General features: G+C 51.7%; 18 protein-coding genes. 8 read left to right on the forward strand and 10 right to left on the reverse strand.

The genetic code is table 11. The features are described from left to right. Nucleotides 1-51: 51 nt before the first annotated feature. Both ompC and ACM615_RS11630 read left to right on the forward strand, forming a co-directional pair. Complete coding sequence (ompC, locus tag ACM615_RS11625) at nucleotides 52-1,188, forward strand: porin OmpC (protein WP_129640054.1); 1,137 nt, start codon at nucleotides 52-54, stop codon at nucleotides 1,186-1,188. 675 nt (nucleotides 1,189-1,863) lie between these two features. Next, entirely contained in the window at nucleotides 1,864-2,349 is a 486-nt protein-coding gene (locus ACM615_RS11630; protein WP_113878276.1) for an RrF2 family transcriptional regulator, read from the forward strand. Nucleotides 2,350-2,436: 87 nt separating this feature from the next. On the opposite strand, the gene oqxB is transcribed toward ACM615_RS11630, so the two are convergent. Next, nucleotides 2,437-5,589, reverse strand: coding sequence for a multidrug efflux RND transporter permease subunit OqxB (gene oqxB, locus ACM615_RS11635; RefSeq protein ID WP_112286682.1), 3,153 nt, complete (start codon nucleotides 5,587-5,589; stop codon nucleotides 2,437-2,439). A 16-nt stretch (nucleotides 5,590-5,605) separates the two neighbouring features. Continuing rightward, nucleotides 5,606-6,829 carry an efflux RND transporter periplasmic adaptor subunit gene (locus ACM615_RS11640; protein WP_431011929.1) on the reverse strand — a complete coding sequence of 408 codons (1,224 nt, stop codon included), beginning with the start codon at nucleotides 6,827-6,829 and terminating at the stop codon, nucleotides 5,606-5,608. 357 nt (nucleotides 6,830-7,186) lie between these two features. On the opposite strand from ACM615_RS11640, the gene ACM615_RS11645 reads away from it, so the two are divergent. The 3 genes from ACM615_RS11645 to ACM615_RS11655 all read left to right on the forward strand — a co-directional run bounded on the left by ACM615_RS11645 (nucleotide 7,187) and on the right by ACM615_RS11655 (nucleotide 9,387). Further along, nucleotides 7,187-7,543, forward strand: coding sequence for a helix-turn-helix domain-containing protein (locus ACM615_RS11645; RefSeq protein ID WP_112286681.1), 357 nt, complete (start codon nucleotides 7,187-7,189; stop codon nucleotides 7,541-7,543). Nucleotides 7,544-7,918: 375 nt separating this feature from the next. After that, nucleotides 7,919-8,680: a 2-dehydro-3-deoxy-D-gluconate 5-dehydrogenase KduD gene (kduD, locus tag ACM615_RS11650; protein WP_113878278.1), complete on the forward strand. Its 762-nt coding sequence runs from the start codon at nucleotides 7,919-7,921 to the stop codon at nucleotides 8,678-8,680. A 68-nt stretch (nucleotides 8,681-8,748) separates the two neighbouring features. Next, nucleotides 8,749-9,387: an RpiB/LacA/LacB family sugar-phosphate isomerase gene (locus ACM615_RS11655; protein WP_113878279.1), complete on the forward strand. Its 639-nt coding sequence runs from the start codon at nucleotides 8,749-8,751 to the stop codon at nucleotides 9,385-9,387. A 60-nt stretch (nucleotides 9,388-9,447) separates the two neighbouring features. On the opposite strand, the gene ACM615_RS11660 is transcribed toward ACM615_RS11655, so the two are convergent. Next, complete coding sequence (locus ACM615_RS11660) at nucleotides 9,448-9,768, reverse strand: cupin domain-containing protein (protein ID WP_431011930.1); 321 nt, start codon at nucleotides 9,766-9,768, stop codon at nucleotides 9,448-9,450. A gap of 3 nt (nucleotides 9,769-9,771) precedes the next feature. Beyond that, on the reverse strand, nucleotides 9,772-10,953 hold the full coding sequence (locus tag ACM615_RS11665; RefSeq protein ID WP_431011931.1) for an oligogalacturonate lyase family protein: 1,182 nt from the start codon (nucleotides 10,951-10,953) through the stop codon (nucleotides 9,772-9,774). 283 nt (nucleotides 10,954-11,236) lie between these two features. Between ACM615_RS11665 and proP the strand changes: the two genes are divergently transcribed. Together proP and amyA are read left to right on the forward strand one after the other, a co-directional pair. Further along, a complete protein-coding gene (gene proP / locus ACM615_RS11670) occupies nucleotides 11,237-12,739 on the forward strand; it encodes a glycine betaine/L-proline transporter ProP (protein ID WP_431011984.1) in 1,503 nt (500 codons plus the stop codon). 122 nt (nucleotides 12,740-12,861) lie between these two features. Next, complete coding sequence (amyA, locus tag ACM615_RS11675) at nucleotides 12,862-14,343, forward strand: alpha-amylase (RefSeq protein ID WP_426784800.1); 1,482 nt, start codon at nucleotides 12,862-12,864, stop codon at nucleotides 14,341-14,343. A 45-nt stretch (nucleotides 14,344-14,388) separates the two neighbouring features. Here amyA and ACM615_RS11680 read toward each other — a convergent pair whose 3' ends face one another. Next, the gene (locus ACM615_RS11680) at nucleotides 14,389-15,702 is read right to left on the reverse strand and encodes a hypothetical protein (RefSeq protein ID WP_431011932.1); all 1,314 of its coding nucleotides are present in this window, start codon (nucleotides 15,700-15,702) and stop codon (nucleotides 14,389-14,391) included. A 4-nt stretch (nucleotides 15,703-15,706) separates the two neighbouring features. Beyond that, complete coding sequence (locus ACM615_RS11685; protein WP_431011933.1) at nucleotides 15,707-17,392, reverse strand: Hsp70 family protein; 1,686 nt, start codon at nucleotides 17,390-17,392, stop codon at nucleotides 15,707-15,709. A gap of 383 nt (nucleotides 17,393-17,775) precedes the next feature. On the opposite strand from ACM615_RS11685, the gene ACM615_RS11690 reads away from it, so the two are divergent. Beyond that, nucleotides 17,776-18,381, forward strand: a complete 606-nt coding sequence (locus ACM615_RS11690; RefSeq protein ID WP_112286673.1) for a helix-turn-helix domain-containing protein — start codon at nucleotides 17,776-17,778, stop codon at nucleotides 18,379-18,381. A 91-nt stretch (nucleotides 18,382-18,472) separates the two neighbouring features. On the opposite strand, the gene fbaB is transcribed toward ACM615_RS11690, so the two are convergent. The 4 genes from fbaB to ACM615_RS11710 form a co-directional block, all read right to left on the reverse strand. Beyond that, on the reverse strand, nucleotides 18,473-19,522 hold the full coding sequence (fbaB, locus tag ACM615_RS11695) for a class I fructose-bisphosphate aldolase (protein WP_112286672.1): 1,050 nt from the start codon (nucleotides 19,520-19,522) through the stop codon (nucleotides 18,473-18,475). A gap of 132 nt (nucleotides 19,523-19,654) precedes the next feature. Continuing rightward, the gene (locus tag ACM615_RS11700) at nucleotides 19,655-20,497 is read right to left on the reverse strand and encodes a hypothetical protein (RefSeq protein ID WP_431011934.1); all 843 of its coding nucleotides are present in this window, start codon (nucleotides 20,495-20,497) and stop codon (nucleotides 19,655-19,657) included. Between the two features lie 168 nt (nucleotides 20,498-20,665). Beyond that, on the reverse strand, nucleotides 20,666-23,059 hold the full coding sequence (locus ACM615_RS11705) for a virulence factor SrfC family protein (RefSeq protein WP_431011935.1): 2,394 nt from the start codon (nucleotides 23,057-23,059) through the stop codon (nucleotides 20,666-20,668). Then, nucleotides 23,056-26,028 (reverse strand): virulence factor SrfB, encoded by a 2,973-nt coding sequence (locus tag ACM615_RS11710; RefSeq protein ID WP_159282767.1) that lies wholly within the window; start codon nucleotides 26,026-26,028, stop codon nucleotides 23,056-23,058. Before ACM615_RS11710 ends, ACM615_RS11705 begins: the two co-directional genes overlap by 4 nt. Nucleotide 26,029: the final 1 nt, after the last annotated feature.

The raw sequence follows: 26,029 nt of genomic DNA on the forward strand, positions 1-26,029 counted from the left end.
TGTATATATAATAAATTCAAGTATTCAATTAAATGATAAAGGAATGACATCATGAAATTAAAAGCATTGGCGATTATTATCCCGGCATTACTGGTTGCAGGCGCAGCTCATTCAGCAGAAATCTATAACAAAGATGGCAACAAATTAGATCTGTACGGTAAGGTTGATGGTTTGCATTATTTTTCTGACGATGCTGGCGCAGACGGCGATCAGACTTATGTCCGTGTCGGTTTTAAAGGTGAAACACAAATCAATGATCTGCTGACTGGTTACGGCCAGTGGGAATACAACATTCAGGCCGATAATTCTGAAGGCAGTACCGGAACATCAGGTAATGCGACCCGTCTGGGATTCGCGGGTCTGAAATTTGGTGAGTATGGTTCCTTTGACTATGGTCGTAACTACGGTGTCGTATACGACGTTGAATCCTGGACCGATATGCTGCCTGAGTTTGGTGGCGATACTTACACCACTGCAGACAACTTCATGGTAGGTCGTACCAACGGCGTGGCAACCTACCGTAACACTGACTTCTTCGGCGAAGTGAAAGGCTGGAACTTTGCTCTGCAGTATCAGGGCGCAAACGACGGTGATATCACAGGAGAAGGCACCAATAACCGTGGTGGTCGTTCCATGCGTCAGCAAAATGGCGATGGCTTCGGCATCTCTACTTCCTATGATTTCGGCATGGGTGTGAGTGCAGCAGCAGCTTATGCTTCTTCAGACCGTACTAACGACCAGGTAAATCTTACAACAGCAGACGGCGATAAAGCTGACGTATGGACTGCAGGTCTGAAATACGATGCTAATGGTCTCTATCTGGCTACTATGTATTCCGAAACCCGTAATATGACGGGTTACGGTGATCGTGATGATACGATTGCAAACAAAACCCAGAACTTTGAAGTGACGGCACAATACCAGTTCGATTTCGGTCTGCGTCCTTCTATTGCTTACCTGCAATCCAAAGGCAAGGATCTGAACTCAGATATTCATCTGAACTCAGACTGGAATGATAAAGACCTGGTTAAATATGTTGAAATCGGCACGTCTTATTATTTCAACAAAAATATGTCTACCTATGTTGATTATAAAATCAACCTGCTGGATAACGATGATGACTTCTACAAAGCAGCCGGTATTTCTACCGATGATATCGTAGCAGTCGGCCTGGTATACCAGTTCTGATGCTCGTGATTTAATATAGCTGTGATTTAAATCGCAAATATCAATATTAAAAGCCCATCTTCGGATGGGCTTTTTTTGGCATTACTGATTTTCATGAACAGTTTGTTAATATTATATTGATAAGTTTAATCGTAAAAGCACTCTTCTGTTTCCCCTTTATCCGCGCAATCCTTTTCACTCGATGCAGTCAGCTTGTTATAGACAAAGCCCAAGAATAACCAGAGCAACAAAAATAATCCCGCCATACACCAGAACATTCAGTAAGTACCTCATCGTCGTTCCCTGTCAAACAAAGTGTCTGCATAGTCATGGCAAAGACCTTAAACTTCAAATGGGTACTGACGATCAGTTTTCCGCCATTGATCGTTTTAACCGATCGATGAACGTCATGTTATATTTTGGTTAAGTATCTCGTGCTGTATTCGTCTAAAAACTCCACAAATGCTTGCCTGATCCTACTGAGTTTTCTTACAAGCGCTTGAATTTAAAGAGGTGAAAAGGGGATTTTGACGGGGCTATTTATTAAGCGATTTGTGCTCTACATGATTGAAATGTATTGATAAATTGCGTGTACAACGGCGTGTCTTTTTGTTATATTATTGACCAGATCACGGACAGGGTAATTCCTCTGTGATAGGGTGCTTAACCTAAGACTTGGTTTCTCAGGACAATGACATGTTAGATTATCGCTTTCCGACAGCTATGCAGATGGTGTTTTGTATCGCTCAGTCTCAAAAGGCTGAACAGCGCTGCACCAGTGCGATTTTAGCAACGGGTCTGGAAGCCAACTCCAGTTTTATCCGCAAACTGATGGTGCCGCTGACGCAGCACGGCATTATTGTTTCCACTCTCGGTCGCACCGGCTCGATCACCTTGGGTCGTCCGGCGGAAGAAATCACACTTCGTGATATTTATTGCGCGGTGATAGAAGACAAGCGCCTGTGGGCCGCACGTCCTGACGTTCCTGCCCGTTGTGTTGTCAGCGCCAATGCTTGTACGTATTTCAAAAATATCGTTAACGAAGCAGAAGAGGCCTCCTTCCAGGTTCTGGCGCGCCACACGGTCGCAGATGCTCTGGCGGAATTCGAGCGTGGTGGCAAATACAAATGCACCAAGGACTTAGCTGCTGAATACTCAGAAGGTTCGGTCTGCTCTAAATAGCGTTCAACGTTTCCTTCCGTGAAACCTTAAAAAAGCACATAAAAAAGCCGGGATATTCTCCCGGCTTTTTGCATTCTGATTTTCAGATCAGGCAGTTTGTGTTTCCACGACGACTTTCTTACGCGTCACCAGCTTACGCAGCGCCACATAGAATACCGGCGTCAGGAACAGCCCGAACAGCGTTACGCCCAGCATACCGGAGAACACGGTAATCCCCGTCACTCCGCGTACTTCCGCTCCGGCACCGTGTCCCAGGATCAGCGGTATGGTCCCTGCGATGAACGCAATTGACGTCATCACGATAGGTCGCAGACGCAGACGACATGCTTCCAGAGCCGATTCAATTATCCCTTTGCCCTGCATTTCCAGCTCACGGGCAAATTCGACGATAAGAATCGCGTTTTTACAGGCAAGTCCCATCAGCACCACCAGCCCGACCTGCACGAACACGTTGTTATCGCCACCGGTCAGCCAGACACCGAACAGCGCAGACAGCATGGTCATCGGAACAATCAGAATGACCGCAAGCGGCAGCGTCCAGCTTTCATACAAGGCCGCCAGTACCAGGAACGCCAGCAATACCGACATCGGGAATACGATCAGCGCCGCGTTACCTTGTGTCGACTGCTGATAGCTCAGGTCAGTCCATTCGATATTCATCCCGTTCGGCAGCAGATTTTTAGACATTGCAGTCAGCTCCGTCATCGCCTGCGCAGAAGACAGCACGCGCGGATCAGCATCGCCAATCAGGTCTGCCGCCGGGTAACCGTTATAGCGGATTACCGGATCAGGCCCGTACGTGGTGGTGATATTCAGCATGCTGCCAATCGGCACCATCTCGCCTTTATCGTTACGTGTGCGCAAATTGGCGATATCTTCCACGCTGTCACGGAACTGGCCATCGGCCTGCGCCATGACTTTCCAGGTACGACCAAAACGGTTGAAGTCATTGATATACGACGACCCGAGATAAACCTGCAACGTACTGAACAGGTCATCAAGGGACACGCCCTGAGCTTTGGCCTTATCGCGGTCGATATGGGCGTCCAGCTGAGGCACGTTAGCCTGATAAGAGGAAATCGGATAACCCATGCCAGGCGTCTGCATAATGGCACCGGACATGGTATTGATCGCCGTCTGCAACGCACCGTATCCCAGCCCTGCACGATCCTGCACATACAGGGAATAACCCGAACCCTGACCCAATCCGAGAATTGGCGGTGGCATAATCGAGAAGGCAAATCCTTCCTGAATCTGCGAGATTTTGGCATTAATTTCCGCGTTGATCTCCGCCGCCGTTCGAGTACGTTCGCTCAGGGGTTTAAGGGCGAAGAACACCGTACCCGTATTTGGCGTATTGGTGAACTGCAACGCATTCAGTCCCGGGAAAGCGACCGCATCAATCACCCCGTCGGTACTCAGTCCCATGGCGCTGATTTTGCGAATCACCGCGTCAGTACGCGACAGCGAAGCCCCTTCAGGCATCTTCACACCGGCGATCAGATACAGTTTATCCTGCGTCGGAATAAAACCGCCCGGCACCGCTTTGAACATAAATGCCGCGCCGCACAACAGCAGAACATAAACACCAAATACAGCACCACGACGCCCGAGCGTTTTCGACACCGCACTCTGATAACGATGAGAACTGGCATTAAAGAAGCGGTTGAACGGACGGAAAATCCAGCCGAAAAGACGGTCGATCAAACGAGAAGGCAAGTCTTTCGGCGCGCCATGCGGTTTGAGCAACAGTGCAGCCAGCGCGGGGGAGAGCGTCAGCGAGTTAATGGCGGAAATCACAGTAGAAATCGCGATAGTCACTGCAAACTGCTTGTAGAACTGACCGGTCACGCCGGACAGAAACGCCATCGGCACAAACACCGCACACAGCACCAGCGCAATCGCAATGATCGGCCCGGAAACTTCCCGCATTGCCTGATGCGCGGCCTCTCTCGGGGCGAGTCCTTCCTCGATATTTCGCTCGACGTTTTCCACCACCACAATGGCGTCATCAACGACTATCCCTATCGCCAGTACCAACCCGAACAGGCTTAACGTATTGAGCGAGAATCCCAGTAAATACAGAATACTGAATGTCCCGATGACTGAAATCGGCACTGCCAGTAACGGAATGATCGACGCACGCCAGGTTTGCAGGAACAGGATAACCACCAGCACTACCAGTACCACGGCTTCGAGCAGCGTATGAACAACGGCACTGATCGAATCTCGCACAAACACCGTCGGGTCGTACGGCGCACGCCAGGTCATGCCCTCCGGGAAGCGGGTCGACAGTTCAGTCATCTTGGCACGCACCGCGTCCGACAAATCAATGGCGTTAGCGCCCGGCGACTGGAAGATACCAATACCCACGGCATCTTTATTATTCAGCTGGGAACGAAGCGCATAACTGCCGGAACCCATTTCGATACGCGCGACATCCCGCAGACGAACAATTTCACCATTATCACCACTTTTCAGTATGATTTTGCCGAACTCGTCTTCGTCTTTAAGCCGTCCCTGTGCATTGATGGACAGCAGATAATCGCTGTCTTTTGGCATCGGCTCTGCACCAAGCTGACCGGCTGAAACCTGCACGTTCTGCTCCTGCATGGCTTTCACCACATCAGAAGCCGTCAGGCCACGGGCCGCAACTTTGTTCGGATCCAGCCAGACGCGCATGGCATATTCACCCGCACCAAAAATCTGGATTTGCCCGACACCCGGCAACCGCGCCAGCTCATCTTTCACTTTCAGCGTGGCATAGTTGCTCAGATACAGGGAATCATATTTGCCGGAAGGGGACACCAGATGCACCACCAGCGTTAAGGTTGGCGATTGCTTCTGAGTGGTCACCCCCTGACGGCGGACATCTTCCGGCAGACGCGCTTCCGCCTGCGCCACACGGTTTTGCACCTGAACCTGCGCCTGATCCGGATCGGTACCCGGACGGAAAGTGACGGTCGTGACCAGCACGCCATCCGAACCGGCGACAGATTTCATGTACACCATGTTTTCCACGCCGTTAATGGCTTCTTCCAGCGGCGTCGCCACGGTTTCAGCAATCACTTTCGGGTTGGCACCCGGATATTCGGCGCGTACCTGCACGCTTGGCGGAACGACGTTAGGATATTCACTGACCGGCAGCAGAGGGATCGCAATAGCCCCGGTGACCAAAATCAAAATCGACAAAACAGCCGCAAAAATAGGCCGGTCGATGAAAAAACGGGAAAAGTCCATGAGTCAGGATTCTCTTTTATTGAACGGCAGCAGGGGAAGGCGCGGCAACATTGGCGGCCATGCTGACGGTTTTGGCATTCACCGGCATTCCCGGCATAAAGACTTTTTGCACGCCATCAATGATGACGCGATCACCGGCTTCCAGACCTTTTTGCACAATCCGCAATCCGCCGGACATCCTGCCGACTTCCACATCGCGACGCTGGGCTTTACCGTCTTTATCGACCACATACACAAACTTGCGGTCCTGATCGGTCAGCACGGCTTTATCATCCACCAGCATGGCGCTGAACTGCGCGCTGCCCGGCATCTGAACACGGGCAAATAATCCCGGCGTAAAAGTACGGTCGCGGTTATCGAGCAGGGCGCGCATACGGATGGTGCCGGTGCCGGAATTGAGCTGGTTATCGGTGAAATCCACCACACCCTGATGCGGATAACCGTCTTCACCGACTAAGCCCACGTGAACCGGCAGACGATTTTGCGGGTTGTCATTGAATTTACCGTCGCGGGCCAGCGCCTGATAACGCAGGAAAGTGCCTTCATCTACGTCGAAATAGACATAAACGGTATCGAGCGAAACCAGCGTGGTCAGCACACTGGCGCTGTCACCGGCGGTCACCAGATTTCCTGAAGTGATCATCGCGCGGCTGGCGCGGCCATCAATGGGAGAAGTTACGCGGGTGAAATCAAGATTAAGCTGCGCCATATCCAGCTGTGCCTGAGCGGCCAGCACATCTGACTGCGCCTGAGAGGCTGCGGAACGTCGCTGCTCGGCGATTTCTTTTGATACCGCCTGGGTGCCCATCAGCGCTTCGGTACGCGCCGATTCACTTCTCGCCAGACCGGCCTGATTACGCGCACGGACCAGTTCTGCCTGAGCCTGTTCCTGTGCGGCGCGGTAAGTGCGGTCATCAATGGTGAATAACACCTGACCTTTTTTCACTTCCTGACCTTCCTGATAATTCACCTTATCGATGTAACCGGACACCCGCGGGCGCAGTTGCACACTTTGTACCGCTTTCACGCGTCCGTTAAACGCATCCCACTGGCTTATAGATTTAATCAAAACATCTGCGGCACTGACCTGCGGGGCAGGTGGAGCCGAATTTTGTGCCACGCTGTTATCACACCCGGCAAGCAGGGCAACCATCAGCGCGATCCCTGAAAGGCGCAACGTCAAATGCGAACCACCGGAGCGGCCGCGTGCAACAACCTGTGATTTTTGCAGGTTAATCATTATTTTTATTTCCAGTGAGTAAGTACTGCCAGGCAATACACGGCCTGTCCGCCGGGTAACGTCCTTTGCCTGATCTGACTTTTTTGGGACTTGTGCCGTTCATCAGCACAATAATGTATCAAATACTGATACAATTGATTCGAGGGGATTGTAGGGATGCGCCTACTAAAGTGCAAGAATTACTGTTACACTTTCTGTGCTATTTTACAGAATGTTTACTTCGGGGTGTGTGACTATCCGGTAATGGCAAATTAAATGCAATAGTAAAACTTGCATTTAAACGAAAACTAGGTCAGTTTATAAAAAGACGAGTCGCCCTCGGGGCGCACAAACAAAAAAATAAGCAGGAGATTGCCCATGAGAACCGAGGATTTCATTCACGACCTGATCGACTGGATCGATCACAATCTGGAAGAGCGACTGGATATTAAAACCGTTGCCAAACGTGCAGGCTATTCGCGCTGGTATCTCCAGCGGATGTTCAAAGAGCACACTGGGTTACCGATGGGCGAATTCATTCGTGAGAAAAAACTGAAGAAATCTGCCGATATGCTGGCCAGCAGCGGTGAGCCGATTGTCAGCGTGGCGATTTCGCTGGGTTTTGACTCCCAACAATCTTTCACCCGTAGCTTCAAACGTCAGTTCGGTCAGACGCCTGGTGACTGGCGCCGCGGTCTGAATATGTCTGCGGAATGTCAGGGCTGCCTGCACTGATTCTTCTCTCCACTTACTCCCGGTAAGTGTGTACCGCTGGCCCGGCTTCCTGCCGGGCAGTGAACTCTGTTTATCTCTTAGATCGTCATCTCTCTCAGTTATCCCCACCATGTTTTCCGTCGTACTTTTCTGTGATTTTCACCTCACTTTATGATGAACATATCAGGCATCCGCGCAGCGGTATTTCTCAGGACGTGATCAACCCAACAAAAAACGACATCAAAGTTCAGCTAAATTGAAATGATGTTTCATTTTGTTGAGTTGAGTGAATTTTCTCGCTAAACTCCTTTCATGACTCAGGAGCCGGGCACAGCCCGACAACCAAAAATCCTACGGAAAAGCGCATTCGCCTCCGTTTTATGAAAAGGAAACATCATGATTCTGGATAATTTTTCTCTGAAGGGAAAAGTCGCGGTCGTCACCGGCTGTGATACCGGTTTGGGGCAAGGTATGGCCATTGGCCTTGCTGAAGCAGGGTGTGACATTATCGGCATCAATATTGTCGAACCTACTGAAACCATCGAACGTGTCGGCGCGACAGGGCGTCGTTTCCTGAGCCTGACAGCCGATCTTAGCGATACTAAAGTGATCCCGGCGCTGCTTGAACGTGCGGTGGCGGAAATGGGCCATATCGACATTCTGGTCAATAATGCCGGCATTATTCGCCGTGAAGACGCCATTGAGTTCAGCGAAAAGAACTGGGATGACGTCATGAACCTGAACATCAAATCTGTCTTCTTCATGTCACAAGCGGTGGCAAAACAATTCATCGCGCAGGGCACCGGCGGCAAAATCATTAACATTGCATCGATGCTTTCTTATCAGGGCGGCATTCGCGTCCCTTCCTACACCGCATCGAAAAGTGCCGTGATGGGCGTCACCCGTCTGCTGGCGAACGAATGGGCGAAACACAATATCAATGTGAACGCCATTGCACCGGGCTACATGGCCACCAACAACACCCAGCAACTTCGTGCCGATGAAGCGCGCAGCGAAGAAATCCTGGGGCGTATTCCTGCAGGTCGCTGGGGTTTGCCATCTGATCTGATGGGACCGGTTGTTTTCCTGTCTTCTCCGGCATCCGACTATATTAATGGCTACACGATTGCCGTTGACGGCGGCTGGCTGGCTCGTTAATTACGCCAATTATTGCTCAATAATCACCGACAGCGGCGGGTCACACCGCTGCCCAAAGAGGAAATCTCATGAAAATTGCATTGATGATGGAAAACAGTCAGGCCGCTAAAAACGCGATTATCCTGAAAGAACTGAACGCAGTGGCATCTGAGAAAGAATATCCGGTGTACAACGTGGGCATGTCTGATGAGCAGGATCACCACCTGACTTACATCCATCTGGGCATAATGGCCAGCATTTTACTCAACTCCAAAGCGGTTGATTTTGTCGTGGCTGGCTGCGGCACCGGACAGGGCGCGCTGATGTCACTGAACATTCATCCGGGCGTTAATTGCGGTTACTGTATTGATCCGGCGGATGCTTTCCTGTTCGCGCAAATCAATAATGGCAACGCATTGTCACTGCCATTCGCCAAAGGTTTTGGCTGGGGCGCAGAACTCAACGTGCGTTTCATTTTCGAGAAAGCCTTTACCGGCGTGAAAGGCCAGGGCTACCCGGCTGACCGTAAAGAACCTCAGGTACGCAACGCCGGTATTCTGAACCAGGTGAAAGCCGCAGTAGTGAAAGAAAACTATCTCGATACGCTGCGTGCCATCGATCCTGAACTGGTGAAAACCGCCGTGACCGGTGAACGTTTCCAGAAATGTTTCTTCGAGAACTGTCAGAACAAAGAGATCGAAACCTTCGTGCGTGAAATCCTCGCGTAAGATTTCGTTTTCTTGATGACAAAAAAAACCGGTGCCCATGTGGCACCGGTTTTTTATGGGTTACAGAAAATCCTGTCGTTGCGGTGTGAAGGTATCGAGGAGTACCCCTTTCTCCAGACACACGCAGCCGTGCGTGATGTACGGTTTTTTGTATAACGTGTCGCCCGCGGTCACTTCGTGAGTTTCCTCGCCGATAGTGAAATTGAAGCGACCGGAAAGCACGTACGTCAGTTGCTCATGCACATGGTTATGCATCGGCCCGACTGCGCCTTCTTCAAAATACACTTCGACGGCCATCATGCTGCCGTTATGTGCCAGAACGCGACGGCTTACACCGTCACCTAAATCCTGTAAGGGGATCTCTTTTTTAAATACAAACATCGGTTAGTCCTTTCTTAACGAGCTGAGCAGGGCATCCGGAATTTCTGCCAGATACAGCGCCGGCAGGCCTTCGTGATCGGTGGTAAAGAGCACGTGACGATCGTCCGGCGAGAAAGAAGGGTGCGGATGCGTCACCTGACGGTCGCCATCCAGCACACGCCATGAACTGTTATGGGCGGCAAGCGGGGCATACTGACGGGTACGGGCGTCGAAAATATACAGCCATGGATCGTTTTCAATCGTATGGCTGGCGGTATCTTTCACATCAACCGGCGTGCCGGAACCGTCGCCGACCAGCAGCGTTCCGTTTTCATTACTCATCAGATGCGAACACGCAGGCATGGTCATCAGGCAAATATCTTCGCCGGTTTGCGGATCAAAACGGCGGATATGGCGGTCATGCTGGCCTTTAAGATAAGACACATACATCAGCGCGGAGCCGTCCGGTACCCAGAATTCGTGCGTACAGCTTTCACCCGGTGCATGTTCCTTCACCTTGCGCACATTGCTGCCATCCTCATTCACCAGCCACATGCGGGCATCCACCAGATCGTGCGGGCCTTCATGACAGAATGCGACGGTATGGTCGTCAAAGGGACGATAAATCGGATGCCCGAGCCATTCATTCTTTTCATGTATCACGTGGGACTTGCCGTTGATGAGATCGACACGCAAAAGGCGGCAGCGGGGATTACTATGATAAAACTCCTGGAAGATTTTCCAGTCAGACAGCGGCGTCCAGTCTTTACGACTGATTTCAATGCCCACCAGACTGGTGCATTCGCTGTTCGCGACCCAGGTGCCGTATCCGACCCAATCTTCCGGCACGGTATAAACGGTTTTTTCGCTGAAATCGTCCAGTTTTACGCACTGCAAACTGCGCTCATTTTTCACGTAATACAGATATTGATCGTCGGGTGACAGGAAGCCACCGAAGGTATTGTCACCTTTGCCTTCCGTCAACTGAACCGCCTTTTGCGTCTGCAGATCCAGCAGATAATAGTTGCGGTTACCTTCAAACTCACCAGCAAACAGCAGCCTGCCGCCGTCGCGGGTAAAGCATTTCTGATAGAAATAGTTGCGATGGCAAAGCACATCGGGCGGGGTCAGACGCGTCACGCGCGCGCCGGTCTGTACGTCCTGAACCGTGTGAAAATTGAATTGAATCTGAGAACCTTTCGCCATGATTCACCTCATAAGTGGCAATAAAATCAGCCGTGTTTAGGCTTTTGTTTATTAATTGAAATGCAATTTCATTAAATTGAAAACACATTACCACTTACCGTTGCACACTGGCGGCGGTCGCTGCCGAAAATGCAACATTGATCACATTTTTCCCTTCTGTAAAAAACATTCTATAATGTCATGGTTTCGTAAATAACAATTGATACCCAAAATAGATTAAGGGTGCTGAACACATACCTCACGCTTTACACAGTGAAGTTATTTTAGAAAAGGGATGTACATGATTAGATTAAGAAAGAAACGCGTTAAACCGATGCAAATCAACGATATTACTATCATTGACGATTCCAAGCTCAAGAAGGCGATCACCGCAGCTGCGTTAGGTAACGCAATGGAGTGGTTCGACTTCGGTGTATACGGCTTTGTCGCTTTTGCACTGGGTCAGGTCTTCTTCCCGGGCGCCGATCCGGGCATTCAGATGATTGCCGCACTGGCTACCTTCTCCGTTCCGTTCCTCGTCAGGCCTCTGGGCGGCCTGTTCTTTGGTGCGTTGGGTGATAAGTTTGGCCGTCAGAAAGTATTATCCGTCACCATCATTATCATGTCGGTCAGTACCTTCTGTATCGGTTTGATCCCCGGTTACGCCACCATCGGTATCTGGGCTCCGATTTTGCTGTTACTGGCTAAACTGGCACAGGGCTTCTCTGTCGGGGGCGAATACACCGGCGCAGCGATATTCGTTGCCGAATATTCTCCTGACAGAAAACGTGGCTTCCTCGGCAGCTGGCTGGACTTCGGCTCTATCGCCGGTTTTATCCTCGGCGCGGGCGTGGTGGTATTGATTTCCAGCATTGTCGGTGAAACCAACTTCCTCGAATGGGGCTGGCGTATTCCGTTCTTCATCGCCGCACCGCTTGGCCTGATCGGTATCTACCTGCGTCACGCACTGGAAGAGACCCCGACGTTCCAGCAGCACGTCGATAAAATCGACAGCGATTCCCGTAAGGACATTGCAGAGCCGCCGAAAGTCTCTTTCCGTGAAATTCTGACCAAGCAGTGGAAACCGCTGATCGTCTGCGTCGGGATGGTGATTGCGACTAACGTCACTTACTACATGTTGCTGACGTACATGCCGAGCTACCTGTCTCACAGCCTGCATTACTCAGAAGACCACGGCGTGCTGATTATCATCGCCATCATGGTCGGTATGCTGTTTGTACAGCCGTTCATGGGCTTGCTGAGTGACCGCTTTGGCCGTAAGCCGTTTGTTCTGGTCGGCAGCGTGGGTCTGTTCATTCTGGCTATCCCGTGCTTCATTCTGATTAACAGCGGTGTTGTCGGGCTGATTTTCGCCGGACTTCTGATCCTCGCGGTATTGCTGAACTGCTTCATCGGCGTCATGGCATCGACCCTGCCGGCCATGTTCCCGACGCACATCCGCTACAGCGCGCTGGCGATAGCTTTCAACATCTCCGTGCTGATTGCCGGTCTGACACCGACCATCGCCGCCTGGCTGGTCGAAGCCACCGGCAACTTGTATATGCCTGCTTACTACCTGATGGTGGTGGCTATCATCGGCCTGGTGACCGGTATCTTCATGAAAGAAACCGCTAACCGTCCGCTGAAAGGTGCGACGCCAGCCGCGTCGGATCGCGCAGAAGCGAAAGAAATCCTTCAGGAACATCACGACAATATCGAACAGAAAATCGAAGATATTGACGCGCAGATTGTTGAACTTGAAGCTAAAAGAAAGAACCTGATTGCGCAGCATCCTGATATTGACTGATCATAATCCCGCGCAATCTCAAAGCCGGTCACCTCGCTGACCGGCTTTTTTTTGCTCCGCGCCGCATTTTTTCCATTCCTGCTCCATACTTCATTTCCCGGTCATCTGAATGGAAAGCCTGTATGCAGAATCCTACGTTGTTTCAGTTCTTTCACTGGTATTACCCGGACGGAGGACAACTCTGGCCGGAAGTCGCCGAAAAGGCCGCATGGCTGGCAGAAACCGGTATCACCGCCGCGTGGCTCCCGCCTGCCTATAAAGGGGATTCCGGCGGTTACTCGGTTGGTTATGACACCTACGATTTATTCGATTTGGGTGAATTCGACCAGAAGGGAAGCCGCGCAACAAAATACGGCGACAAAGAGGGGTTACTCGCCGCCATCGACGCGCTGAAGTCTAACGGAATGGGCGTGATCCTCGATGTGGTGCTCAATCATAAAATGGGTGCGGATGAGAAAGAGCGCGTGCAGGTAAACCGCGTCAATATCGATAATCGTGAAGAAATCAGTGACGACATCATTGAGGCAGATGCCTGGACGCGCTTTATATTCGCTGCCCGCAACGGCCAGTATTCGAAATTCATCTGGGATTTTCACTGCTTCAGCGGCGTCGATCATATCGAAAATCCTGACGAGAATGGCATCTTCAAAATCATTAATGATTACACCGGCGGCGGCTGGAATGATCAGGTCGATGACGAATTCGGTAACTACGATTATCTGATGGGCGCCAACGTCGATTTTCGCAACAATGCGGTCAGCGAAGAGCTTAAATACTGGGCGCGCTGGCTGCTGGAACAAACCGGTTGCACCGGATTCCGTCTGGATGCGGTCAAGCACATACCGGCATGGTTTTATAAAGACTGGATCGATCATGTCCAGAATGAGGCAGAAGAACCGATTTATATCGTGGCTGAATACTGGTCGCACGATGTGCCGACGCTGCAAAATTATATTGAGCAGGTCGAAGGCAAAACCATGCTTTTCGATGCGCCGTTGCAGCTGAATTTTCATCACGCTTCAAAGCAAGGCGCAGATTACAACCTGAGCCAGATTTTCGACAATACGCTGGTAGCCGCCGATCCGGCGCACGCCGTCACGCTGGTGGCAAACCACGACACCCAGCCGTTGCAGTCACTGGAAGCGCCTATTGAACCCTGGTTCAAACCGCTGGCCTATGCGCTGATCTTACTGCGTGAACAGGGCGTGCCGATCGTCTTTTATCCGGACTTATGCGGTGCGAATTACGAAGATGAAGGCGATGATGGCAACAGTTACACCATCGACATGCCGGTGATCCCTGGACTCGAAACGCTGATCAAGGCGCGGCAAACCCACGCATGGGGCGTTCAGACCGATTATTTTGATCACCCGAACTGTCTGGCCTTCAGCCGCAGCGGTACCGCCGAGCATCCGGGCTGTGTCGTCGTGATGTCAAACAGTGAAGCCGGAGAAAAAGCCATCGAACTGGGCGATAATTTCGGCCATAAAAAATGGCATGACCTGCTGGGTAACCGCGAAGAGATCATCGAAACTGACGAAAAAGGATCGGCAGTATTCTTCTGCGCCGGGGGCAGTGTCAGTGTCTGGGTGCTGACAGAATAAGTACCCGGGCGGGCTTGCTTATCAAAAGCAGCCCGCCCGCAATAACTAACGGAAGCCGAAAGCGATCAGCAGGGAATACATTCCCAGCAGCAAAATGAAGGCCACAACACCCACCACTCCTGAGGCTTTTTTCATACACTCCCAGGGAAAAATCACTAAAATAATCATCGAGTTAAGTGGAACGCCATACCACTTCCAGTGTTTTGGCGCCATCATCCATAGCACGCAAAAACTGCTGGCACTGAGTACCGCGTAATTGGTGACGGCCATAGCCAGGTTTCCCGCTTCAGGCTTAAACATCGTGAAAAAGCCCAACATTATCTTCACAATAATACCGACCGACAGCAGCGAGAACGCGCACACCGTGCCACACAATATTCGCGGCCACCGACGGAGTTTTTGTTCAAGAAAACTGTAGCCGTGAATATACAAGCCAATGATGGCAATGAGTATGATACGTGACCGCCAGGGATCCGGATGTTCGCGTGTCGCCAGCATGATGAGCAACAGCCAGAAGCCCGTCAGAAATACCATTCCCCAGCGCAAAACCACTCGGGTTTCAGACAACGTTTTCACTAAAACTGAATTTAAACGCGGCAACAGTGCAGGATAATAAGTCCTGATGTCTCTGAGCTTGTCGTGCAGCGATGTCATAAAATCTGGCACCAGTCTGGCCCACCACGGCAACGTAGCGCCTTCAACTGTCAGAAGTCTCAGGCGCAAACGGTTAAGCGCTGAATTCTGATACTCCCGTTCCATGAGCGACCAGTAATAGTTCGCACCGGTCATTTCAACCTGATGCTGAAGTGCCGCCAGCCGGTATGGGGAAATACCTTCCGGCTGATAATGGTCAATATCCCAACCCATGACCTCTGAAACATGAATAAGCAGTGCCGAATACAGTCCCTCGCGCTCACTCAGTTGCGCAGCCAGTTCCTGACTGAATACTTCCCGCAGACGCAGATTTTGTAAAAGCCCGCCGGATAGCGCGGATTTCAGCAGGCTCAGGCCTTCGGTTTCATCTTCCATCATGACATCAATGATTTCTGTCACCGGCTTTAACGCCTCTAATTCTTGCTCCAGCGCATCATCAATATCTGGCGTGAGCTCTTTTAAAGGCTCAATGTGAACCGGCGTCGGTAAGGTGAAAGAAGGGGATTCATCGACAATCTCCGTGGCAACGTCACTCTGCAAAGAGCGCGCCGCATAACCCTTCGCCTGCTCGAACGCCTCCCTCAGCCGCTGATAGCCTTCTGGATCTTGATCTGGCCGCGTGGTTTTCAATTTCCGGGCGTAAGCGCGTTTGATAATGCTCAGATCATCAGTAGGTTCGATGTCTAAGACTGACCAGATGCCCATCCGTTTACTCCCATTCCTTGCGCAGATACGCGATCAGTTCCTCGATTTCCTCGCGGGCTGCTGCGATCTGGCGGGCATCCTGCGTATCAAGAATTCGTTCAAAGTGGTACAGGTGATCGGCAATATATTGTCGCTGTTCACCGAGGCTCTGCTCATAATACGCGTTCGCTTCGGCCACCAGTTGCCGGTTAACCAGTTGTTCACGCGGATGCTGTTTGATGGCATCGAGTTTTCGCAGGCTTTCTGTAATTTGCTCGGGTGTGAGGCTGCCCGGCGCTTTTTCTATGACCAGTTTTTCGCTCAGACCCGTTCTGTTGATCTTGCACTCCACCTCCAGAATACCATCCAGAGTGTAAGTGAAACGGACGTCAGCGCTGGCCTCACCGGCAGGGAGAGGAGGAACATCAACTCTGAGCATGCCGAGCAGTACGTTATCGGAAACAAGCCGGGACTCTCCCTGATAAACGCAGATATCCAGATGTTTCTGTTGGTCAAACACCGTTATGATGGTTTCGACCCGGCTCACTGGCACAAAACTGTTGCGCTCAATCAGCGGCAGGAAATGACCATCTTCATAACCTTCGCCCTTGCGACGCGAAGTAGCGATGCCGAGTGTAAATGGCATCACGTCAGTGAGAACAATATCGTCGAGTGCCTGATCCTGAAGCACCAGTCCGGCCTGAATACCGGCCCCGATTGCAATGGCTTCATCGGGTTGCAACTCACAGCGTGGGAAGCGCCCGAACAGACGAGCTACCGCCTGACGTACCAGCGGCATCCTCGTGGCACCACCAACCAGCACGATGTGATCCATTTCATCGGCCGAGAATCTGGCATCACGCAGTGCCTGCATCACCGGCTTTTTCATCCGCTCCAGCGTGCTTTCGCAGCACTGCAACAGAATGTCAGTAGTGAGGTTCCAGCTAAGAGTTTCGCCCTGCCACTGGTATTGCAGCGTGGTGCTCTCTTCAGTCGTCAGCTGGCACTTGGCTTTTTCAGCCAGTGTCAGTAATTGTCCGAACAATGCGGTATTTTCTTTATCCAGACGGGGATATTGGTTCAACATCCAGCTGGCAAGACTGCGCGTGAAATCATCACCGCCAAGGAAGACATCGCCGCTGCTGGCGCGGACTTCGATCACGCCTTCAAACATATCGATGATCGAGACATCAAAAGTGCCGCCGCCCAGGTCAAACACCAGAAATTTATGTTCCTGCTGATTTGCCAGTCCGTAAGCCAGCGATGCGGCGGTCGGCTCGTTAAGCAAACGTTCAACATGCAGCCCTGCGAGTTCACCCGCAGCCCTGACCGCGTTACGTTGTACATCGTTGAAGTAAGCAGGGACGGTGATGATGGCGCGGTCACACTTGCAGCCACAGTGCTGTTCCACGTCTGCTTTCAGGCTACGCAGAAGCAGGGCGGACAGTTCTTCAGCACGAAAATGCTGGTTACCCAGTCGGAATGAATGATCCGTTCCCATGAAACGTTTGAAACTGGCGAGGGTAAGTTCCGGATGAGTAAATAAGCGTGCATGTGCGGGGGCCCCGACCAGCATATGCCCGTCATCGTCTATCCCGACCACCGAAGGGGTCAGATTTTTTCCATAGACATTGGGAACCAGCAGAGACTGACCGTCCTGCCAAATCGAAACAGCACAGTTTGAAGTACCTAAATCTATCCCTATCAACATCCGTATGCCCCCTGAGACAGTCGGAGAAACAACCGTGAGAATTTTGATCGGCTGAATGCAGAAAATATAGTGAACATTCTAGCGTTACTGCTTTGATGTTCCGATAAAATTTTTGAATTTTGTTTAATCAGATTAAGCGGCAGGCGAAGCGAGTCATTAACCACCCCTCATGGGATTATCTTTATCCGGGGTTATTACAGAAAAGGAGTATCCGTAAGATACAATTCACTCATTGAACAGGGGAATTTTAAAATCAACAGTTTTTATGGTGTAAAAGTAGACTCGAAAAATGTTGAGCACTCCCCATAACTGAGTAATATCAGCCGCAAGCCTGCAAGAGGATAACAGGCGCTATTTATTATCTTAATAAGCTGAAGCCCGTCATGTTAAATATTATTTTTGATGATCCGAATGCAGCATATCGTTATGGTATGGAGAATTTCCTTACGCAGATATTTTCTCTGGAAAAGAAAATTCCTGTACAGATATCTGATTTGACTGAAGAAAACATTCCTGCTGCGAACATTATCGTTAAAAGATTCAGCGCTGGCGAAAGTACTATTTGCCAGCCACTATTTCAGCAACGCACTCCGCACAGTCTGATTATTGCCGTGTACGACTGCCGGACAGTGCCGTTCATGACAGACCTGCCATTGTGTATTACTAACATTATTTTTATTAACCGTAAAAGTTCTCTGGAACACATCAGAAAACGGGTGATCAGCGGCTGGGCGAACCACACGACAGGCAGTCCTGACCAGTTGCCACGTGATTGTGCCAACTGCAGGCAACCAGAGTTGTCTGCAAAAGAGGCCAGAGTTGCAACGCTGATCCACGCGGGTAATGATGTGGGGCATATTGCCAGAAAATTGCAGATAGCGGAGAAGTCCGTCAGCGTGCATAAAAGAAAGATAATGGCGAAATTCAATCTTCTATCAGATTCGGAATTACTCAGCTGTCTGAAGTTAATTAAAAACAAAATATTCTGAGATGATGCCTGAAAAAGCCGGAAGAAACCTTCCGGCCAGCAGACACATATTGCTCAACTTACACTGTCAGACTTACATTGCTAAAAAACCATCAGGCAATAGTGACTTTCTTATCCAGATAAACATCCTGCACGGCGTTTATTAACGCAACACCTTCTTTCATAGATTTCTTAAAGGCCTTACGCCCCAGAATCAGACCCATGCCACCAGCACGTTTATTGATAACTGCCGTACGGACCGATTCCTGGATATCATTTTCCCCGGCTGCACCGCCGGAATTAATTAAACCTGCACGCCCCATATAACAGTTAGCCAGCTGATAACGTACCAGATCGATAGGGTGATCGGTGGTCAGTTTCGAATACACGCGCTCATCGGTATAACCGAATTTCACCGCGGTATAGCCGCCGTTATTTTCCGCCATTTTCTGTTTCACGATATCCGCGCCAATGGTCGCAGCCAGATGGTTGGCTTGTCCGGTCAAATCGGCGCTGGAATGATAATCCTTGCCGTCTTTCACAAACGCCGGATTACGCAGATATGCCCATAAAACAGTGACCATTCCCAGTTCATGCGCACGCTCGAAAGCGGCTGAAATTTCTTCAATCTGGCGGCGAGATTGTTCCGAGCCAAAATAAATCGTCGCACCGACTGCCTGCGCACCAAGATTGAATGCCTGTTCCACGCTGGCATACAACGTCTGGTCGTATTGCGTCGGATAGCTCAGGGTTTCGTTATGATTCAGCTTGACCAGGAACGGAATTTTATGGGCATAGCGGCGTGAAACTGATGCCAGCACACCGTATGTAGATGCCACACAGTTACAGCCGGCTTCAATTGCCAGTTCGACAATATTTTTAGGATCGAAGTAGAGGGGATTCGCGGCAAAGGAAGCGCCTGCGGAGTGCTCGACGCCCTGATCCACCGGCAAAATGGACAGATAACCCGTTTTGGCTAAGCGTCCGGTGTTATACAAGTTTTGCATTGCGGCCAGCACGCGGGGAGAGCGGTTATTGTCGATCATTACACGGTCAACAAAATCGCTGCCGGGAAGATAAAGCTGATCGGCGGTGATGGTGGAACATTGATGCTGCAGCAGTGAATCAGCTTCTTTGCCGAGTAACTTAGCGATATCAGTCATATGGACTCCTTTTCGGCTCTTTGCGAACGCTCAGAGCGGTGAATGAAATTTCCTGACCCCATACTTATAGTCGCCTTACCGGCATTTTGTGTAACTCAGATTGCGCTTTTTCAGCAGCCGGTCACTCTGCGCTTACTCAATCAAAACATCTCTGTCTTCACCCATATTGTTAAAGCCACCAGGGAATTCAATCGTGACATGTTTATCACTGCTTCCTTGCCACACATTACTGTAAATGGAGGTTGCGACGGTGCCAGCACCGCATTCAAATGCCATTTCTTTGTCCGTTTTACCCGTTCGGATATTAATGAACCGCAGCTTCCTCATTGAAAAGGCACAGTCCTGCGCTTGCTGGTAAACCCCTATTAATAAATGCGTTTTCGTGTGATACCACATAGGAATGTCGACATCCCCGGCAGGTTTTATCTCCTGACTTTTGTCGTCAGTGTTATCAAGTTGAGCCACTTCTTGCAGACGTATATCCAGGGATTTTTTTCCGTCATTCCAGATACCCGTCACTTTTCCGCTCTCAACGCTGAGTTCAATCGGACAAGGATTGGGACGTGCGGATGTCGGCTTCGGCACCACCGGACTGTCTCCGAGAGTATCGGGAGGCGTCGCTTCGCAAAGAACCATCTTGCCATCCGCATGGCGCGTACCCACTAAAGCGATAGGGCGCCGGTTTGCATCATAATAGTAACTCCCGTCAATTTTTTGCTGACTGGCCTCTCCACGATTTAACTCATCATAGTTTTGCAGTGAGACATGAACGGGATAGCTACCTACAAACCCTGTGTAATTACGTACCTGATACCAGCCGGCATAGGCTGGTGTATTGAAAAGTGTGATAAATAAAAATACACCGGACAGCATGGAAAGCCCTCGGTACCGGCTGTGTTTATGCGTGATTTTTGTCGGGAAAATAAAAGAGGGAGTAATGCGGGTTACATTCATCTTGCTGTCCGGTTTGTTCATGAGGCCGTGATCATTTGCACATGATTTTACTTATTGTGCTGAGGAGTATGTAGAAAAAAATTCAGGGTGCATGCTGCCAGCAAACACTTTTTAAATCTTCTTTTAAACAATAACCCACACCGGTCATACCTAAACCCGGAACACCACGCTGATGTCCCGGTTTTTTTATCAGCTTGCGACTCTCAACACCTTCAGCAACCGCGCCAGACTGTCGCGCTGTGTTGCCGGGATTTCACCGCCCGCTGCGTAACCTGCATTACGCATGATGCTTTCCTGCAAACCCACCAGCCAGTCGTAGATATAAAACGCGGTGGAATTGGTCGGAGTAGCCGATAGTTTGGTCAGGCGCTGGGATGATTTCCAGCTGGCGACACTTTTCTTCGGTTTGGCGAAAATCTTGTGGCCTTTGTTAATACGGCTTTCCGGACGCTCAGCTTCCGGTTGTTTTTCAAAACCCAGCCACGCCACAAAATCACCCAGCACGGTCAGCGCACGGGAAACCTGCCGGTCGGCATGATGATCGTGTTCACGCGCGCCCGCCGGTAATGTGCTGCCCAGAGACCGCACCAGCGCATCGCCCATATTAAGTCGGAAACTGGCGGTGATCAGCTCTTCCATCAGCAATTCAACCGTCGGTTTCGCCACGCCAAGCAGGGCGATCAAGGGTTCGTTTTCCGGCAGGCTGCGCAGATGGTTGATCCAGTAACGCTGTACCTGACGGGCAAAGGCGGTGCCGTCATCCGGTTTAGCCTGCCAGACTGGCGCGTCCTGTTGTTCAGCGAACAGATCAATATCGATGCCAATACCAAAACTCTCTGCACCGTTTTGATCCTGAGCTCCGGACTCCACTGGCTGGCCGGTATGCTCCAGATAAATACGGTGCAGCTCGTCGCGGCCCGGCAACAGCTTTTCCAGGAGTTCGCCATGAACGCCGGTGCGGGTTTGCAGCGCTTTAATCACTGTTTGTACCGTGCGCTGTTTCTGCAACGGGTCAGCCGCTTCGCCTTCCTGATACCAGCGACCCAGCAGGTTATCTGCCAGTTCACGATGCAGTTCATCACGCAATTCACTCAAACGGTTGAGACGCACATCAGGACGAATTTCAGCCACCAGATAATCCGCCATGCGTTGCAGACCCCGCTCGTCCATCGCCAGCAGCGCGCCCCAGGCATCGCCCGGATTGCCGACATGACGCTGGACGGCCTCGTCGAAATGCACAGACTGCGTCATCCGCCGGTCGAACGGGGTCAGCACCCACACCAGCCCTGGTTTACGGCGGCTGCGCACCTGTGTGTTTTCGCCGTGCATCTCTTTCACCCAATGCTCAAGCATCCGGCCCACGGCGACCACATCATCGCGTTTATCCGCAGCGGTGCAGACCATCAGCATATTCATCTCATGGCGGTCGGTGTAACGTTCCGGCAGATAAGCGACTTTGGCACGAAACAGCGGGCTGATATCATCACCGCCATCATCGTCACTTTCATCGTTTTCAGCGCTGCCGTAGCCCGGTAAATCCAGTAAATCAAACTGTTCGAATAACGCTTCGCGTGGCGGCGAAAGCAGGGGGATTTGCACTTCAGCGGCCAGCAGGGTCAGCTCTTCAAGTGACAACGTCACCGGCGCAGTGACCGTACCTTCAAATTCGGGGCAGACAGAAATCTCAATGTCAAAAGCCGGAGACTGACTGAAGATCCCATCCGCCGGTTGCATCGCATCATCAACCAGCACACTGAGCGGAGCCAGCAGACTTTTTGCGCCGCCCAGATGTTGCAGCGTATGCGCGTAATGACGGTAAGCCGTGGTCAGCGCGGGCACGTTGTCCCACAGTATGGAAAACAAACGCGCACGGTCATCGACATTCAGATACGGCGCGAGATTTACCGCAACCGGCCAAAAATGCGCATTGAGGTGGCGAAAACGGCGGGCATCCAGCCGAATCATAGAATCCCATAATCCCATCATCTGCTCGCTGCTGAAGCCTTCAACCGGCTCCGGCTGGCGATGCATCATCAGCTTATTCAGATGCTCGGTGATCTGCTGCGTATCCGGCACGTGATAATGACTGTCCGGCTTGAAGGCGCGGATAACAATGCGGGCCAGATCAGGCTCATTCAGTAACAACACGCGCACCGGGAAAGCCCGGTCGCGCACATCAGACTGACGGGTGAAGCGGGTGGCAAGGCGTGCAGTGCGGTTGCCCGGATTAATTTGCGTCAGATAATCCAGCGTAACGCCGCCCAGACGGGTTTCCAGCCGGCCATAATTCCCCGCTGCCAGCGAGCAGATCAGATAGGATTTTCCCGCCTGAGAATGACCGTAAAAGCCCAGCGCGGGCGGCAGCTCGCAGGCCAGTGCCAGACGCTGCGCTTTATCGCGGCAGCGTTTTAACTGCAAATTCAGCCGGTCTGCTTCGAGATCTAAACGCGGTGCCTGAGCGCGGGTGTTTTCCACCCAGTTCAGCGCGTCACCGATGGTGTCAGACGCGGCGGCAAACTGACGTTGCAGCACATTTGTAGTCACTGCCTGTTCCGGGATTGTTGCTGTTGTGCTGGTTGTCATGAGACGAATACGCTCCCACTGTCGATCCAGTAATGGCTTTCGCCCAGTGTATTTAGCCGCAGACGCAGGTGATGAACGGGCACTTTGGTGCCGTTATCCAGCACTGCGCTGGCAATATCAAAAAATTCAGGCGTCGGGTGGTCTTCGCCTTTTTTCACCGCCAGTTTCACCCGCAGCACGCTGTCACCGGCCACTTTACGCGCCAGTTCAGGTTCGGCAATTGACAGGGTATACAGCGGTGACGCAGGCCAGCGGTCATTTTCCAGCTGACGGAAGCCCAGACAAATGGCACCACGAATACGGAAACTGGCCGCGCTGTCGAGTTTGTAATCATGGGCATCGAGGTCAATATCGCTGTAACAGACGTTCTCGTCGGTCAGCGCCTGATTGCCATCGAGCATACCCAGATAACGTACCGTCGAATAAGGCTGGAAATCACCGGCTTTGAAATAGAAGCCCGGCAGACGCAGATCCAGCGCCAGCAGACACAGCATTGCGCCCACGGCGGCGGTAGATTTCGGGTTATCGATGCGACCGAGTTTATTAAACGGGTACCAGCCGCTGGTGTGATAACCGTCGAGCGATAACATGCGGTTAATCGGCAGCGGTTGCAGGTGACGGAACAACGCCTGAATCCCCGGGAAACGCGAAGGGCGGCCGGTCAGCAGCAGGACATCGCAATCATGCAACGACACGACTTCACACAGTGAACGCAGATTCTGAGTAATACTCATCCGGTTGGATAAAAACTCGCCGTGCAGCTTACTGAGCTTGAGCACCAGCGGTGTGTGCAAAATATCAAAGACCGCGGAACCGGCAGGCAGCACGCGCTGGATTTCTGTGTGCAGATAATCGAGCACTTTTTGCGTCGGCGGCTGTTCCAGCAACTCACCAAACGGTGCGTCAATTTCCGCGTGGGTGTCCAGCGGGTCAAAGCGTTCATACACTTCCAGCACCGCATGGGCCAGCGGAATGAAAATTTGCAACGTGCTTTGCTGGCGCAGCGTTGCGTGCCCGTCCATGCGACCTTCGCTGCCGAACAGACGTGTCATCAGCCCGTCAGGATTCGCCAGACCGGCCTTTTTCAATGCTGCATGAAGCGCTGGCAAAATGTAGAGCTGAATAACGTCGAGCAGAATATCGTCGCCCGCCACTTTGAAGCCTTCGCGGAACAGCAGACGCGGGGTGATTTTGACGTTATTCCCCATACCGTCATCCAGCCAGTATTGGGTGATAGCCAGATCGGTTGTACCGCCGCCGATATCAATGGAGGCGATGCGCAGGGTTTTGCCAACTGGTTCGTCATCCGCCAGTTCACGGTCAGGACGCGCCATGCTGGCAAAAAATTCACCGGTATGTCCGCCGAAATTCACCTGCGTTTCGTTATACAGATACACCATCTGACCACAGGTGGCTTCGTCCCATTCCATCTGCACATCCGGTACCGGCATCAGGCTTTTGGCCTTGTCAGCCGGATGTTTAAAACCGTCATCAGACGGATGCCAGCCCATCGATTTCCACACCAGACCAATCGCTTCCTGCATACGACGGCGGAAGATTTCGCGCTCCGGTTTAGGCATCGCCGAAGGCAGGGTAAGAATGATATTGCGTAACTGACGCGGGGCGGAAGATCGCAGCATTTTGGTTCGCTGAGCCGGGCTGTTGATTTGCATCAGCGCCTGCGCCAGCAGTTCGGACAACATCAGCGTCATCACAGAACTGCGGCTGTAGTGCGCCGAAAACACCGGAAGACGATCTTCAACAGGCAAATCAGACAGCGGCTGGCCTTCATCGTTAATCAGAAACGTCAGCGGCATGGCCGCCGCGACCGGTTCAGTGATCGCGCCGTGCCTGCCCTGACTGAAACGCCAGCCCGGCGTATAACTGTCTTCATCCCACAAATAGCGGCGCGGGCTGGAAATCCCGGTTGATCCTTCGGTGCCTTCGCGCAGTAAAGCCAGACGACTGGCTTCGCGACCGGCACGTAAAATCGACGGCCAGATAAACGCATCATCCCGGCCACTTTCGGCAGAAAAGTTAGGTTTGCCGAAGCGCGCCTGAGCAAACTCCACGCGGCTTTCGAACAGTTCGTTATAGAGAAAATGCGGCTGAGAAAGGTCGCGCAGTTGCAGTTCGCTGGTCTGCTTCAGACCGTCTGTTTCGCCAACGTGATCTTCAACCAGAATGCCGCAGGTATGCGAGTTACCGACATCGAGGATCAAATCCACGTTGATCGCCGGTTCCTGCAAGGTGGCGCCGCTGATTTTAAGCTCCGGAATACCCAGCTGACTGCCGAGCATTTCCAGCAAATTCAGGTAGTGCGCCTGATATTCAAACTCGCGCAGGGCAACTTTGATGTTGCGTGCCTCACGCTTTTCGCGAATGGCGGATTGTTCGGTAAACACTTCACGCAGCCAGCCGTCAACCCAGGTCTGGTCAAGGAAATCCGGCAGTTCGTCGTTATGCCAGGCCAGCGCAAAACTGATGCCGTTTTTCACATCATCAGGCGTAGGGGCGAGCTGAGTTTGTTCATCATCGCCTTCCACCACGCGGGTATCAAAAGCAATCACCACGCGGTGCGTGCTGCCGTCCGCTTCCGGCGTATCCAGCTGACGGATTTGCACCCGCGCCCAGTTATCCGGGCCGGCCATGAAAGTGCGCGGCGGATTAAAGCGCAGGAAAGGCAGCGGCAGCCAGATTTGATCCAGCAATTTAAGCGACTGTTCCAGCGGAAAACTGAACTCGGGGCGCACGACTTCCGGCGCGCCGCCATCGGTTGCCGGTAAAAAGTGACGGCCATTTTGCGGATTATAATCCAGTCGCAACAGCGGGCCGTTGGCACTTTTACGCACAAATTTGGCAGGCAGTTCGAGATCCCAGACCGGCTTAAGCGAGAAGTCGAGGAACTGGATGCCGCTGTCCCGGATCAGAGTAATCTTTTGTTTAAAATCAGTAATGGTTGCCAGCATG

The sequence above is a fragment of the Rahnella sp. PAMC25617 genome, assembly GCF_050606005.1.
In the GTDB taxonomy this organism is placed as follows: Bacteria; Pseudomonadota; Gammaproteobacteria; order Enterobacterales; family Enterobacteriaceae; genus Rahnella; species Rahnella variigena.

Bases quoted from the DNA above. Each gene is read 5' to 3' on its own strand.
- ACM615_RS11655 (WP_113878279.1), top strand. From the start codon at position 8,749: ATGAAAATTGCATTGATGATGGAAAACAGTCAGGCCGCTAAAAACGCG.
- ACM615_RS11705 (WP_431011935.1), bottom strand. From the start codon at position 23,059: ATGACAACCAGCACAACAGCAACAATCCCGGAACAGGCAGTGACTACA.
- ACM615_RS11700 (WP_431011934.1), bottom strand. From the start codon at position 20,497: ATGAACAAACCGGACAGCAAGATGAATGTAACCCGCATTACTCCCTCT.
- ACM615_RS11630 (WP_113878276.1), top strand. From the start codon at position 1,864: ATGTTAGATTATCGCTTTCCGACAGCTATGCAGATGGTGTTTTGTATC.
- kduD (WP_113878278.1), top strand. From the start codon at position 7,919: ATGATTCTGGATAATTTTTCTCTGAAGGGAAAAGTCGCGGTCGTCACC.
- ACM615_RS11680 (WP_431011932.1), bottom strand. From the start codon at position 15,702: ATGGGCATCTGGTCAGTCTTAGACATCGAACCTACTGATGATCTGAGC.
- ACM615_RS11710 (WP_159282767.1), bottom strand. From the start codon at position 26,028: ATGCTGGCAACCATTACTGATTTTAAACAAAAGATTACTCTGATCCGG.
- ACM615_RS11685 (WP_431011933.1), bottom strand. From the start codon at position 17,392: ATGTTGATAGGGATAGATTTAGGTACTTCAAACTGTGCTGTTTCGATT.
- fbaB (WP_112286672.1), bottom strand. From the start codon at position 19,522: ATGACTGATATCGCTAAGTTACTCGGCAAAGAAGCTGATTCACTGCTG.
- ACM615_RS11665 (WP_431011931.1), bottom strand. From the start codon at position 10,953: ATGGCGAAAGGTTCTCAGATTCAATTCAATTTTCACACGGTTCAGGAC.
- amyA (WP_426784800.1), top strand. From the start codon at position 12,862: ATGCAGAATCCTACGTTGTTTCAGTTCTTTCACTGGTATTACCCGGAC.
- ACM615_RS11690 (WP_112286673.1), top strand. From the start codon at position 17,776: ATGTTAAATATTATTTTTGATGATCCGAATGCAGCATATCGTTATGGT.
- ACM615_RS11645 (WP_112286681.1), top strand. From the start codon at position 7,187: ATGAGAACCGAGGATTTCATTCACGACCTGATCGACTGGATCGATCAC.
- ACM615_RS11660 (WP_431011930.1), bottom strand. From the start codon at position 9,768: ATGTTTGTATTTAAAAAAGAGATCCCCTTACAGGATTTAGGTGACGGT.
- oqxB (WP_112286682.1), bottom strand. From the start codon at position 5,589: ATGGACTTTTCCCGTTTTTTCATCGACCGGCCTATTTTTGCGGCTGTT.
- ompC (WP_129640054.1), top strand. From the start codon at position 52: ATGAAATTAAAAGCATTGGCGATTATTATCCCGGCATTACTGGTTGCA.
- ACM615_RS11640 (WP_431011929.1), bottom strand. From the start codon at position 6,829: ATGATTAACCTGCAAAAATCACAGGTTGTTGCACGCGGCCGCTCCGGT.